The 14,319-nt window shown below is 36.1% G+C and carries 14 protein-coding genes; all 14 read left to right on the plus strand.

Features of this window, described 5'->3' with window-relative positions:
- Window positions 1–28 precede the first annotated feature (28 nt).
- Window positions 29–583 (plus strand): ribosome hibernation-promoting factor, HPF/YfiA family, encoded by a 555-nt coding sequence (gene hpf, locus BAU17_RS02115; protein ID WP_161901166.1) that lies wholly within the window; start codon window positions 29–31, stop codon window positions 581–583.
- A 195-nt stretch (window positions 584–778) separates the two neighbouring features.
- Window positions 779–3,295 (plus strand): preprotein translocase subunit SecA, encoded by a 2,517-nt coding sequence (gene secA / locus BAU17_RS02120; RefSeq protein ID WP_161901167.1) that lies wholly within the window; start codon window positions 779–781, stop codon window positions 3,293–3,295.
- Between the two features lie 111 nt (window positions 3,296–3,406).
- A protein-coding gene (gene prfB / locus BAU17_RS02125; RefSeq protein ID WP_161901168.1) for a peptide chain release factor 2 occupies window positions 3,407–4,517 on the plus strand; the annotation gives its coding sequence in 2 pieces (ribosomal slippage) (window positions 3,407–3,478 and window positions 3,480–4,517; 1,110 coding nt in all).
- Between the two features lie 109 nt (window positions 4,518–4,626).
- Entirely contained in the window at window positions 4,627–5,313 is a 687-nt protein-coding gene (ftsE, locus tag BAU17_RS02130; RefSeq protein WP_161901169.1) for a cell division ATP-binding protein FtsE, read from the plus strand.
- On the plus strand, window positions 5,306–6,190 hold the full coding sequence (gene ftsX, locus BAU17_RS02135; protein ID WP_161901170.1) for a permease-like cell division protein FtsX: 885 nt from the start codon (window positions 5,306–5,308) through the stop codon (window positions 6,188–6,190). Before ftsE ends, ftsX begins: the two co-directional genes overlap by 8 nt.
- A 169-nt stretch (window positions 6,191–6,359) precedes the next feature.
- On the plus strand, window positions 6,360–7,217 hold the full coding sequence (locus tag BAU17_RS02140; protein ID WP_161901171.1) for a phosphate ABC transporter substrate-binding protein PstS: 858 nt from the start codon (window positions 6,360–6,362) through the stop codon (window positions 7,215–7,217).
- Between the two features lie 115 nt (window positions 7,218–7,332).
- The gene (gene pstC, locus BAU17_RS02145) at window positions 7,333–8,253 is read left to right on the plus strand and encodes a phosphate ABC transporter permease subunit PstC (protein WP_161901172.1); all 921 of its coding nucleotides are present in this window, start codon (window positions 7,333–7,335) and stop codon (window positions 8,251–8,253) included.
- Complete coding sequence (gene pstA / locus BAU17_RS02150; protein WP_161901173.1) at window positions 8,253–9,137, plus strand: phosphate ABC transporter permease PstA; 885 nt, start codon at window positions 8,253–8,255, stop codon at window positions 9,135–9,137. Before pstC ends, pstA begins: the two co-directional genes overlap by 1 nt.
- Window positions 9,138–9,480: 343 nt before the next feature.
- Window positions 9,481–10,284 carry a phosphate ABC transporter ATP-binding protein PstB gene (gene pstB / locus BAU17_RS02155; protein WP_161901174.1) on the plus strand — a complete coding sequence of 268 codons (804 nt, stop codon included), beginning with the start codon at window positions 9,481–9,483 and terminating at the stop codon, window positions 10,282–10,284.
- A 20-nt stretch (window positions 10,285–10,304) separates the two neighbouring features.
- Window positions 10,305–11,063: a phosphate ABC transporter ATP-binding protein PstB gene (gene pstB / locus BAU17_RS02160; RefSeq protein WP_161901175.1), complete on the plus strand. Its 759-nt coding sequence runs from the start codon at window positions 10,305–10,307 to the stop codon at window positions 11,061–11,063.
- Window positions 11,064–11,109: 46 nt separating this feature from the next.
- Window positions 11,110–11,799 (plus strand): phosphate signaling complex protein PhoU, encoded by a 690-nt coding sequence (gene phoU, locus BAU17_RS02165; protein ID WP_161901176.1) that lies wholly within the window; start codon window positions 11,110–11,112, stop codon window positions 11,797–11,799.
- Between the two features lie 171 nt (window positions 11,800–11,970).
- Window positions 11,971–13,539 (plus strand): daptomycin-sensing surface protein LiaX, encoded by a 1,569-nt coding sequence (liaX, locus tag BAU17_RS02170; RefSeq protein WP_161901177.1) that lies wholly within the window; start codon window positions 11,971–11,973, stop codon window positions 13,537–13,539.
- 75 nt (window positions 13,540–13,614) lie between these two features.
- Window positions 13,615–13,923, plus strand: a complete 309-nt coding sequence (locus tag BAU17_RS02175; RefSeq protein ID WP_161901178.1) for a PspC domain-containing protein — start codon at window positions 13,615–13,617, stop codon at window positions 13,921–13,923.
- Complete coding sequence (locus BAU17_RS02180; protein WP_161901179.1) at window positions 13,923–14,282, plus strand: phage holin family protein; 360 nt, start codon at window positions 13,923–13,925, stop codon at window positions 14,280–14,282. The genes BAU17_RS02175 and BAU17_RS02180 overlap by 1 nt, the downstream gene beginning before the upstream one ends.
- The last annotated feature ends 37 nt before the right edge of the window (window positions 14,283–14,319 follow it).

Genomic DNA, 14,319 nt, shown 5'->3' on the forward strand with positions numbered 1-14,319 from the left:
TAATTGGTAGATGAAAGGGGCAATTGTTATGTTTAGATACAATGTACGCGGAGAAAATATTGAAGTTACTGAGGCTATCCGTAGTTATGTAGAGAAAAAAGTAGGGAAATTAGAGCGTTATTTCAGCGATGCACCCGATGCAACAGCTCATGTAAATTTAAAAGTTTACACAGAGAAAACCGCTAAAGTAGAAGTTACTATCCCATTACCTTATCTAGTACTACGAGCAGAGGAAACTTCACCAGATTTATATGCAAGTATTGATTTGGTTGTCGATAAATTAGAACGACAAATCCGTAAATTTAAAACTAAAATCAACCGAAAATCTCGAGAAACAGCTCTTCCAGAAGTAAATACAGCAATTTTTGCTAACTCTGAGGAAGTTGACGAAGACAATAATTCTGAATTAGAAATCGTTCGTACAAAACGTCTTTCATTAAAACCAATGGACAGCGAGGAAGCTGTATTGCAAATGAATATGTTAGGACATAATTTCTTTATCTTTGAAGATGCAGAAACAAATGGAACTAGCATTGTTTATCGTCGTAAAGATGGCAAATACGGCTTAATCGAAACAGATTAATTAAAAAAAGAAATCTAGGTGTTTACAGCACCTAGATTTTTTTCTGTTTTTTTATAAACAAATTTAAGAAATGAAAAAAGCAAAAGCAGAATTGAGGTAAACTGTAGCAATCAAGGGAAACAAGTGATAAAATGAATGGGAGACTTTCCTTGAATGAAAGTGGAACAACGTGTGAAAAAGGAGAATTAGACAAGAATGGCCAATTTTTTTAAGACCTTAATTGAAAATGATAAAAAAGAACTTAAACGATTAGATCAAATGGCAAATAAAATTGAAGCATTAGCAGAACAAACAAGTGCCTTATCTGATCAGGAATTACGTGAAAAAACGACTGAGTTTCGTCAAAGATATCAAAATGGGGAAACTTTAGATGAATTATTATTTGAAGCATTTGCGGTTGCTCGTGAAGCAGCAAAACGTGTATTGGGACTATTTCCATACCATGTACAATTAATGGGAGGGATTGTTTTACACGACGGGAACATTCCAGAAATGCGTACAGGGGAAGGTAAAACCCTAACGGCTACTATGCCTGTATATTTAAATGCAATTACAGGTAAAGGTGTACACGTTGTCACAGTCAATGAATATTTAGCTACTCGTGACTCAACTGAAATGGGTGAGTTATATGAATTTTTAGGATTAACGGTTGGTTTAAATATTAATTCAAAATCTTCAGAAGAAAAAAGAGCTGCCTATGCTTGTGATATTACTTATAGTACTAATAATGAATTAGGGTTTGATTATTTACGTGATAATATGGTTGTTTATCGTCATCAAATGGTACAACGTCCATTAAATTATGCGATTGTCGATGAGGTTGATTCCATTTTAATCGATGAAGCGAGAACACCATTGATTATTTCAGGTCAAGCCGAAAAATCAACAGCATTATACGTTCGTGCGGATAATTTTATCAAACGACTAAAAGAAGATGAAGACTATAAAATTGATATTCAATCAAAAACAATTGGTTTAACGGAAAGTGGGATTGAAAAAGCGGAAGAAACATTCGGCTTGGATAATCTATACGATATCGAAAATACCGCATTGACCCATCACTTAGATCAATCGTTGCGTGCAAATTATATTATGATTCGTGACATTGATTATGTGGTACAAGAAGGCAAAGTGATGATCGTTGACCAATTTACTGGTCGTATCATGGATGGTCGCCGTTATTCAGATGGTCTACACCAAGCGATTGAAGCCAAAGAAGGCGTAGAAATTGAAGACGAAACAAAAACAATGGCAAGTATTACTTTCCAAAACTTTTTCCGCATGTATCAAAAACTTGCAGGGATGACAGGGACTGCTAAAACAGAAGAAGAAGAATTCCGTGAAATTTACAATATGCAAGTTTTCCAAATTCCAACCAATCGTCCAGTTGTTCGTGATGACCGTGCAGACTTATTGTACCCAACTTTGACAAGCAAGTTTAATGCTGTGGTGCAAGATATTAAGGAACGTTATCGTAAAGGACAGCCAGTACTTGTGGGGACAGTAGCAGTTGAAACATCAGAATTGCTATCTAATATGCTTACGCAAGAACGTGTTCCGCATGAAGTCCTAAATGCGAAAAATCATTTTAAAGAAGCGGAAATTATTTTAAATGCAGGGCAAAAAGGTGCCGTTACAATTGCAACTAATATGGCAGGTCGTGGAACGGATATTAAATTAGGTTTAGGCGTTGCTGAATTAGGTGGCTTAGCCGTAATTGGGACAGAACGTCATGAATCTCGACGCATTGATAATCAGTTACGTGGACGGGCTGGACGTCAGGGGGATCCAGGGGTGTCTCAGTTCTACCTTTCTTTAGAAGATGATTTAATGAAACGCTTTGGCTCAGAAAGAATCAAAATGTTCTTAGACCGTTTGAATATTGAAGAGGAAGATTCCGTTATTCAAAGTCGAATGTTTTCTCGACAAGTGGAAGCAGCACAGAAACGAGTAGAAGGGAACAACTACGATACGCGTAAAAATGTTTTGCAATATGATGATGTGATGCGTGAGCAACGTGAAGTCATTTATGGACAACGCCAACAAGTCATCATGGAAGAAGATTCTCTATCTAATGTATTGATGAACATGGTACAACGGACAATTAATCGTGTTGTTGACGGTCATACTGATGTAGAAGCCAACCAAATTAATATTGAAGGAATTGTGGATTTTGCAGGAAGTGTCTTAGTTCATGAGGATTCTATTTCAGTGAGTGATTTAGAAGGCAAATCTGCCCAAGAAGTGAAAGATTATTTAATGTCTCGTGCACAAGAAAAATTTGATGAAAAAGTAGCACAATTAAATAGTCCAGAACAATTATTGGAATTCCAAAAAGTGGTTATTTTACGCGTAGTTGATACAAAATGGACCGATCATATTGATGCAATGGATCAATTGCGTCAATCAATTGGCTTACGTGCATACGGTCAAAACAATCCATTAGTGGAATATCAAACAGAAGGTTATACCATGTTTGAAAATATGGTAGGGGCAATTGAATACGATGTGACACGTCTATTCATGAAAGCTGAAATTCGTCAAAATGTGCAACGTGAGCAAGTTGCGCAAGGAGAAGCTGAGACTAATGAACCAACAGAAACAAATACAGCTGAAAAACGTCCAGTGCAAGTCGCAAAAGTTGGGCGTAACGAACTTTGTCCTTGTGGTAGTGGCAAAAAATTCAAAAATTGCCATGGAAAAGGCATGTAGTTAGTAAACGGCTATTCGTATAAATTTGACAACTTGTCGATGTATTTTTTAAGAGGACTGGCCATAACATAGGTCCAGTCCTCTTATTATCAAAAGAAAGAAGGAATTTTAATGGAAATTGCTGAAATCCGTAATCAATTAGAAACAATGAATGAAAAAATCTCAAGCTTCAGGGGGTCTCTTTGACCTCGAACAATTAGAAGAAGATATCGCTGAAGCAGAGCACCGGATGGCTGATCCTAGTTTTTGGGACAATGCTGAGCAAGCACAACAATTAATTAGTGACAATAATGCAAATAAAGATGCCTATAATCAGTTCAATCATTTGGCAAGTGGTGTTGAGGAATTGGAAGTGTTACTAGAAATGCTTCAAGAAGAGCCAGATGCAGATATTGAAGAGGAACTAGTGACAGCAATGCAAAAATTGAATGAAGAAATTGCTACTTATGAATTATCAATGTTACTTGATGAGCCTTATGATCGTAATAATGCGATTGTTGAATTACATCCGGGTGCTGGCGGTACGGAATCACAAGACTGGGGAAGTATGCTTTTGAGAATGTATACTCGCTGGGCTGAACAACATAGGTATCAAGTCGAAATGGTGGATTACCAAGCAGGAGATGAAGCTGGAATTAAGAGTGTGACATTACTAATAAAAGGTCACAATGCTTATGGTTATTTGAAATCGGAAAAAGGCGTCCATCGCTTAGTCCGTATCTCGCCATTTGATTCTGCTAAACGTCGTCATACTTCTTTTTGTTCAGTAGATGTCATGCCAGAATTAGATGCTGCTATTGCGATTGATATTAATCCGGATGATTTAAAAATTGATACGTATCGTGCAAGTGGTGCAGGTGGTCAGCATATTAATAAAACTGAATCGGCTGTCAGAATTACCCATTTACCAACCGGAACTGTGGTTGCTAGTCAAGCTCAACGTTCTCAATTGAAAAATAGAGAGCAAGCTATGGGGATGTTACAAGCGAAATTGTATCAGTTAGAAGTTGAAAAACAAGAACAAGAAGCTGCGGCTCTTCGGGGTGAACAATTAGAGATTGGTTGGGGCTCACAAATTCGTTCGTATGTCTTCCATCCATATTCAATGGTCAAAGATCACCGAACAAATTATGAAACAGGAAATGTTCAAGCGGTGATGGATGGTGATTTAGATGGCTTTATTGACGCCTATTTAAAATCAAAATTAACTGAGGCAAATTAATAAAAGTTATTTAATTGAAACGAAAATGTAACTTACTGAAAGACAGATGAAATATTGACATGCTATAATGAGCCAGTATGAATAAAATGGATTGGAGAGATAGATAGCCATGATAGAAATGCAAGACGTAATGAAAAAGTACTCTAATGGTACGACTGCTATCCGTAATCTTTCGGTTTCAATTAATCAAGGAGAATTTGTCTATGTCGTTGGACCTTCTGGCGCAGGGAAATCTACCTTTATCAAATTAATGTATCGAGAAGAAAAAGCAACGAAAGGATCACTAACCGTTGCAGACCATAACTTAACGAAAATAAAAAATCGTGAAGTACCGCTAATGCGTAGAGAAATTGGTGTTGTTTTCCAAGATTACAAATTATTGCCTAAAAAAACAGTTTATGAAAATGTGGCATATGCAATGCAAGTAATTGGTCGTAAACCACGTGAAATTAAAAAGCGGGTTATGGAAGTGTTGGATTTAGTTGGTTTAAAACACAAAGTTCGCGTATTTCCAAGTGAATTATCTGGTGGGGAACAACAACGTGTATCAATTGCTCGAGCGATTGTAAATACACCGAAAGTATTAATTGCCGATGAACCAACTGGTAATTTGGATCCAGAGAATTCTTGGGAAATTATGAAATTGTTGGAACGCATCAACGCACAAGGCACTACTATTGTTATGGCAACACACAATAGCACGATTGTAAATACAATCCGTCACCGAGTAATCGCGATTGAAAATGGTCGAATTATTCGAGATCAAGTAGAAGGAGAGTATGGCTACGATGATTAGAACCTTTTTTCGACATATTTTAGAGAGCTTAAAAAGCTTACGTCGTAATGGCTGGATGACAATCTCATCTATCAGTGCTGTGACTATTACCCTCACTTTATTGGGTGTCTTCTTAGTTGTCATTATGAACACAGTAAAATTAGCACAAGATATGGAAAATAACGTAGACGTGTCTGTCTTCATTACGTATGGAACAGATGAAGAAGGCAAAAAAGAACTTGAAAAAGAATTAAAAGCAATTCCACATGTGGAGTCGGTATCCTATTCAAGTCAGGATGAGCAATTAGAACGTATTAAAGAAAGTTTTGGAGATGTCTGGGGACTATTTGATCAAGACAATCCATTGTTAGATGTGTATGTTGTAAGTGCTACAGAACCACAATATGTTAAGGGAATTACGAAAGAAGCAGAGAAACTGACAAAATATGTAGACAAAGCAAGTTATGGAGAAGATATTTCTGATAAAATCTTCGGAATTGCTCAAGGTGTGCGAACATGGGGCTTGGTAGGTTCAGCGTTACTATTGTTGGTAGCCATGTTCCTAATCTCAAATACGATTCGTATTACGATTCTTTCTCGTGAACGAGAAATTCAGATTATGCGTTTAGTGGGTGCCAAAAATGGTTATATCCGTTGGCCATTCTTTTTAGAGGGTGGTTGGATTGGCTTGTTAGGTGCTGTTATTCCAGTGGCCTTAATGTTCTTTGGCTATCAAGAATTTTATCGAATTGCAAATCCAATTCTGTTACGTTCCAATTATAGTTTATTAGCACCAGGACTGTTTAGTATTCAAATCTGTGTGTTATTGGCAATTATTGGTATGGCGATTGGATCATTGGGATCCGTTATTTCAATGAGACGTTTCTTAAAAATCTAATTAAACGACAACTGTAAGTATTCAGAAAATGAATACTTACAGTTTTTTTGTTGAAGTAAAAAAAGAAATACCTCATTTTTATCAAGAAGTATTTTCCAAGTTTTTCAGATAATGGTAAAATAGAGGTGATTCTATTTTAAGGACTATTAAAAATGAGGAGTTATATGTGATGAAGAAAAAATTATTACTTCCAATTATTGGATTAACACTTTTAATGACAGGTTGTGCAAAATGGATTGATCGAGGAGAGTCAATTACAGCAGTAGGATCGTCTGCTTTGCAACCACTTGTAGAAACGGTAGCTGAATCTTATCAATCTGAAAATCCTGGGAAATTTGTTAATGTTCAAGGTGGCGGAAGTGGCACTGGACTGAGTCAAGTGCAATCAGGAGCTGTCGATATTGGAAACTCAGATTTATTTGCGGAAGAAAAAGATGGAATCGATGCCTCTGCATTAGTGGATCATCGTGTCGCTGCTGTAGGGATTACGCCAATTGTTAACAAAAAAGTTGGTGTAGATAATGTTTCCTTAGAACAATTAAAACAAATTTTTACAGGAAAAATTACGAATTGGAAAGAAATCGGCGGTGCTGATCAAAATATTGTGTTACTTAATCGAGCAACTGGTAGCGGTACGCGTGGCACTTTTGAAAAATGGGTGCTAGACGGAGAAGTATCAAAACGAGCGCAAGAACAAGATTCAAGTGGGATGGTACGTCAAATTGTAAGTGATACTCCTGGAGCTATTAGCTATGTTGCTTTTTCTTATGTCACGGATGAAGTAAATACGTTGTCAATTGATGGGGTGGAGCCAACAGATGAAAATGTAACAACAAATGATTGGATTATCTGGTCATATGAGCATATGTATACAAAGGGTGAACCAACATCGTTAACAAAAGAATTCTTAGATTATGTATTGTCTGAGACTGTTCAGGAAACGATTGTGGGTGAACTAGGTTATATTCCAGTTTCACAGATGAAAGTCGAACGTGATGCAGAAGGAAATACGACAGTTATTAAGTGATATTTACACAAAATTTACAAACTTCGCCAATCCTTTACAAAACGTTAAACTAAAATTGACGTTGGAACTGTACACTAGGTGAGAGTGAAAATTTAGCTTTTGAGGAGGAACCCTCGTGGAAAATGTAAAAGAAGTGTTAACAAAAAAATCAAGACGTGCCCGAATGGAGCAACGAGGACGCATGATTAGTTTTGCGTGTATTGCATTAATTGTTTTAGTGGTTTTATCGATCTTCTATTTTGTTGCCAGCAAAGGTTTAGCGACCTTTTTTGTAAACAAAGTGAACTTGTTTGATTTTTTATTCGGAACAAATTGGAATCCTAGTCAAATTGGACCAGACGGACAGCCAATGGTCGGTGCATTGCCAATGATTTTAGGATCATTTATTGTAACGTTCTTATCGGCTATTGTTGCTACTCCATTTGCCATTGGTGCAGCTGTGTTTATGGTGGAAATATCACCTAAACAAGGTCAAAAAATTCTACAACCAGTTATTGAACTATTAGTAGGTATTCCTTCAGTTGTTTATGGATTTATTGGGTTATCTGTGATTGTACCATTTGTGCGTTCTATCTTTGGTGGCACAGGTTTTGGTATTTTAGCTGGAACATTTGTCTTGTTTGTTATGATTTTACCAACTGTAACAACAATGACAGTCGATGCATTAAAAGCCGTCCCTCGTCATTATCGTGAAGCATCATTGGCTTTAGGTGCCACACGTTGGCAAACAATTTACAAAGTTGTACTGCGTGCAGCTGTACCAGGGATTTTAACAGCTGTTGTGTTTGGCATGGCTCGTGCATTTGGTGAAGCGCTAGCGATTCAAATGGTTATCGGGAATGCGGCATTAATTCCAACAAGCTTGGTAACGCCAGCTTCAACTTTAACGTCTATTCTAACAATGGGAATCGGAAATACAATTATGGGAACAGTCGAAAACAATGTACTATGGTCACTTGCGTTAATTTTATTATTAATGTCATTGCTATTTAACATTGTGATTCGTCTTATCGGTAAGAAGGGAGCATTGAAATAATGAATGCAAAACGTGCAGATAAAATTGCAACAGGTGTACTTTATTTTATTTCAGGAATTATCGTCTTAATTTTAGCTTCGCTATTAGCGTATATTCTGATTCGTGGAATTCCTCATATTTCCTGGGAGTTTTTAACTCAACCATCGAAAGCTTATCAAGCAGGTGGCGGAATTGGTATCCAGTTGTTTAACTCATTTTATTTACTTTTAATTACAATGATTATTAGTTTCCCGATTTCTTTAGGTGCAGGTATCTATCTTTCTGAATATGCAAAAAAGAATTGGTTAACAGATGTGATTCGTACCTCGATTGAAATTTTAAGTTCGTTACCATCAGTTGTTGTTGGTTTATTCGGATTTTTAATTTTTGTTATTCAATTTGAATATGGTTTCTCTATTCTTTCTGGGGCGTTGGCTCTAACATTCTTTAACTTGCCATTACTAACTAGAAATGTCGAAGAGTCTTTGCGTGCTGTTCACTATACACAACGTGAAGCAGGTTTAGCTTTAGGACTTTCTCGCTGGGAAACAGTTTTACGCGTCGTTGTGCCAGAAGCAACCCCGGGAATTTTAACTGGTGTTATCTTAAGTTCAGGACGTATTTTTGGAGAAGCGGCTGCTTTGATTTATACTGCCGGTCAGAGTGCGCCAGCCTTAGATTTTACAAATTGGAATCCGTTAAGTGCATCAAGCCCGATTGGTTTGTTTCGTCAAGCTGAAACATTGGCGGTTCATATTTGGAAAATCAATACAGAAGGAACGATGCCAGATGGTGTAGCCGTATCGGCGGGAGCTTCTGCTGTGTTAATTATTGCTGTACTAGCGTTCAACTTCGGTGCACGTGCCGTTGGGAAACGATTGTACAAACGCATGACCTCAGCATAATGAATCGTGGAATAAGATAAATAAAGATGTCAGTTCCACTTAGCAAAAAAAGTCAGGTAGTGGAATGATATACGGCGTGAAAATAGAACTAAATTTTGAAAAAATTTATATCCTTAATATGAACAAGGATGTCAGTTCCACTTAGCAAAAAAAAGTCAGGTAGTGGAATGATATACGGCGTGAAAATAGAATTAAATTTTGAAAAAATTTATATCCTTAATATGAACAAGGATGTCAGTTCCACTTAGCAAAAAAAGTCAGGTAGTGGAATGATATACGGCGTGAAAATAGAACTAAATTTTGAAAAAATTTATATCCTTAATATGAACAAGGAGCAGCGACTATGAAAGAATATAATTTAGATGAGCGAAACATCATTACATTAGAAGATAAAGAGCTTATTTTACACACAAATGATTTACATGTGTGGTATGGAAATAATGAAGCGATTAAAGGTGTCGATTTAGCATTTGAAAAAAATAAAATTACTGCATTGATTGGTCCCTCTGGATGCGGAAAATCAACGTATCTACGTTCACTAAATCGTATGAATGATGGCATTGCAAATACGAGAGTGACTGGCGAAATCATGTACAAAGATGTAGATATCAATTCACCAAAAGTCGATGTATTTGAAGCAAGAAAACGAATTGGTATGGTATTTCAACGTCCAAATCCTTTTAGTAAATCAATTTATGAAAATATTACCTTTGCACTGAAACGTCATGGGGAAAAAGATAAAAAAGTATTAGATGAAATTGTTGAAACAAGTTTGAAACAAGCGGCACTTTGGGATCAAGTCAAAGATTCGTTGCATAAAAGCGCTCATGCGTTGTCTGGTGGACAGCAACAACGTCTATGTATCGCTCGTGCCATTGCCATGAAGCCTGATATTTTATTGTTAGATGAGCCAGCAAGTGCATTAGATCCAATTTCTACTGGTACGGTAGAAGAAACATTAGTTAACTTAAAAGAAGAGTATTCAATTGTAATCGTAACCCACAACATGCAACAAGCTGCACGGATTAGTGACTATACAGCATTCTTCTATCTTGGCAAAGTGATTGAATATGATGAGACAACTAAAATCTTTACACGTCCTAAAATTCAAGCAACTGAAGATTATGTATCAGGACACTTTGGTTAGTGGGAAACGGAGGAAAAATCATGGGAAAAGAAATTATCACATCGAAAGATTTACATCTATACTACGGAAAAAAAGAAGCATTAAAAGGAATTGATTTAAGCATTAATCAAGGTGAAATTACTGCGATGATTGGTCCTTCAGGATGTGGAAAATCTACCTACTTACGTTGTTTAAACCGGATGAATGATTTAATTCCGGATGTAACCATTACTGGTAGTGTTGTTTACAAAGGAAAAGATATTTATGGACCAAAAACCGATACGGTTGATTTAAGAAAAGAAATTGGGATGGTTTTTCAACAACCTAATCCGTTCCCCTTTTCAATTTATGAAAATATTATTTACGGATTGAAATTAAAAGGAGAAACAGACAAACAAGTTTTTGATCAAGTGGTTGAAGAAAGTTTAAAGGCGGCTTCTGTCTGGGAAGATGTAAAAGATAAATTGCATCAAAGTGCCCTATCTTTATCTGGTGGACAACAACAGCGTGTTTGTATTGCCCGCGTGTTGGCCGTTAATCCAGAAATTATTCTTCTAGATGAGCCGACAAGTGCCTTAGATCCGATTTCTTCAGGAAAAATCGAAAACACACTCTTAGAATTAAAAGAAAAATACACGATGATTATGGTTACTCACAATATGTCCCAAGCATCACGTATTTCTGATAAAACAGCCTTTTTCCTAAATGGTGATTTAATTGAATTCAATGATACAAAAGAAATTTTCTTGAATCCGAGTAAAAAAGAGACTGAAGATTATATTTCTGGTCGATTTGGTTAAAGTAGTGAATTTTGATAAATAAAATTTCAAAAGGAGAGAAGAAAGCATGTTGCGTACACAGTTTGAAGAAGAATTATTAAATTTACACAATCAATTTTATGAAATGGGAATGATGGTTAGTAAAGCTATTCATAAATCAGTTCGTTCATATGTAGACCATGACAAAAAATTAGCAAAAGAAGTAATCGAGCGTGATGAACTTGTCAATGAACTTGAAGTAGAATTAGAACGAAAAAGTTTTGAAATGATTGCATTACAACAACCAGTAACGACTGACCTACGTCGTATTATTACTGTCATGAAGGCAAGCTCTGATTTGGAGCGTATGGGAGATCATGCGGTTTCGATTGCCAAGTCAACAATTCGTGTCAAAGGACAAGAACGTATTTTGGAGATTGAAAAAGAGATTTCAGATATGTCTGATTATGTGAAAAAAATGGTTGATAATGTCTTAGTAGCCTATGTTAAAACTGATCAAGAAGATGCGCGTTTAATTGCGAAAATGGATGATCGTGTAAATGAATATTATGAGTCTATTTACTACAACACGATTGCAGCGATGAAAGCTAATCCAGAAACGGTAGTTAGTGGAACAGATTATCTGGATGTTGCACAGTATTTAGAGCGTATTGGTGATTATGTAACAAATATTTGTGAATGGATTGTTTACTTGGCAACTGGAAAAATCAGTGAGCTAAATAGTAACCGTGATGAAGGTCCAGCAGAATATAAATAAACGATTGGAAATTGTGGTTTACTGCAATTTCCAATCGTTTATTTTTGCTTGTTCTAAAGGTTGATAAAAAGTTGGTACTTAAGACCTATATGCTTTTTGAGTAAAACAAGGCATAATAAGTGTGTAAGAAAAACTTGCAAAAAATAAATTTGCTTTAAGGAGGCAATTTCCATGAACGAGAGAGAACGTATTTTGGATTTAGTAAAAAAAGGTGTACTTTCTACGGAAGAAGCTTTGGATTTGCTGGAAGGCATTGCAAAGGCGAAAGATGAATCTCAAAATCAAAAAGTAGCCGATGAAGTCACTGCAGAAAAACAAGACAGAAACCAATGGATTGATGATATAGAGAATTTTAATATTGAAGAGGACCTTTCAGATGGTGAAGATGCACTTCATCAAAAAGAAGCGGAAGATCGTGAACAATTAGAGAAAATTTTAGATGCTCTAGCTACTGAAGCAAACCAAGCGTCTGCTGAGTTAGATGAAGTCAATGCTGAAATTCAAGGAATTCACGTAGAATTAAAAGAAGCTCAAGAAAGCTTGATGGAATTGAACACAAAAGAAGAATTAGGTGAAGTGCTTGAGGAAGATTTAGCGTCTCGTCAAACGATTGAAGCCGAAATTCAAGATTTAGAAGCTTCATTAGATGAATTAATGGAAGAAAGAATTGCGTTAGAAGCGAAACTAAAAAATATTCGTCGCAATCAATGGGATAAGAAAAAAGAAAAAATTAGCAAGAAAATTGATCTTCCAGACGATTGGAAAGAGCAAGCGACAGATACTCTAAACCAAGTTGGTGGCAAGGTAGCAGAAGCCAGCACACATCTTGGCAAATTCTTGAAGAAAACCTTCCAATCCGTCTCTGAAACAGTAGGCGACAATGTGGAATGGAAAGACGTCAGCTTACGTGTTCCAGGTGTAGCCACTCAAAAATTCGAAAAAACATTTGAATTCGCTGAAACACAAGCAAGTATTTTGGATGTACGTGTTGCAAATGGGAACGTTCAATTTAATACATGGGATGAACCAGGTGTGAAAGTTGAAGCTAAAATTAAATTATATGGCAAAATGGATGCCGTCTCACCAGAAGCTGCCTTTGATGAACGTAGTCAAATTCAAGTTGATGATGAGCATATGTCATTCCAAATTCCAAATAAACGCGTTCGCGCTGATTTGGTTTTCTACTTACCAAATCGTGTATATGATCATGTTTCTGTCAAATTGTTAAATGGCAATGTTTTAGTAAATGAATTAGAAGTAAAAGATATTTATGCCAAATCAACAAATGGAAATATTCAGATTGAACAAATCAATGCATCCATGTTAGAAATCGAAGGTGTCAATGGAAATATTACTGTGGCAGCTGGAGAAATCTTAGATTCAATTATCGAAACAGTCAATGGGACAGTTACGATGACAGCTACACCACAAAATATTGGCATTTCACTAGTTAATGGAGATGTTCGTTTGACATTACAAGAAGCGCATTTACGCCGTTTAAATGCCACTTCAGTTAACGGGAATGTCAAAGTAGCTTTACCAGAAACTTTAGGTTTAGAAGGGACAGCTAAAACAAGTCTAGGTTCAATCAATAGCCGTCTATCTGAGTACGAAATTGTTCGTCAAAAGAAAGAACGTATGAATCAATTATTACAATTCCGTCGTCTATCAGAAAACATTGCTCAAATTGATCTTTCAACAACAACTGGAAATATTTATTTGAAAGATAGCGAAAAATAGAGTTACAATAGAGATAGGATGGAGCATGTCTGCTCCATTTCTATCCAATTTAGAAACAAAGGATGGTGAAAGAACATGAGAAAAAAATTAATGAAATCAAATAATAATGTTGTCTTAACAGGAACTTTGGCTGGAATCGCAGAATATTTAAATATTGATCCAACAATTGTCCGTATCATTTATGTCTTCCTTTCATTGACATTTATTGGTGCTCCTGTCATTTTATACATTGTGATGGCTATTTTAATTCCATCGAATCACGGGGAACGCACAAATACTTATGGACATAACAATAAATACTATCGTAATAATGATCGCCGAACAAATAGCCGTCCTCGTAAAGAAGCTGAAAAAGTAGAAGAAGACGACTGGAGTGACTTCTAGTGTCTTATTTTCAACGATTGATTATCAATATGCTGACATTTATTTCACTATCAGTGTTGCTTCCTGAAATGGTACAAGTACGAAGTATTGCGATGGCTTTAATGGCAAGTTTTGTATTATCTATATTAAATGCGCTAATTAAACCCATTTTAACCATTATTTCTCTACCACTTACATTTTTAACGCTGGGTTTTTTCAGTTTTGTGATTAATGCATTGATGCTCCGGTTAACTTCTGTTTTTGTCGGTGAATATAATTTTGCTTTCTCGTCATTTGGGGCAGCCATATTAGTTGCTATTATTATGTCTGTTGTAAATATGATTGTAACTGAGCATCATATGGAGAAATATCAAGAATAACTCTCTTTTAACCTTTGTGTTAAAGAGAGTTTTTTTG

Source organism: Candidatus Enterococcus willemsii, assembly GCF_009933335.1.
GTDB classification, from domain to species: Bacteria; Bacillota; Bacilli; order Lactobacillales; family Enterococcaceae; genus Enterococcus_F; species Enterococcus_F willemsii.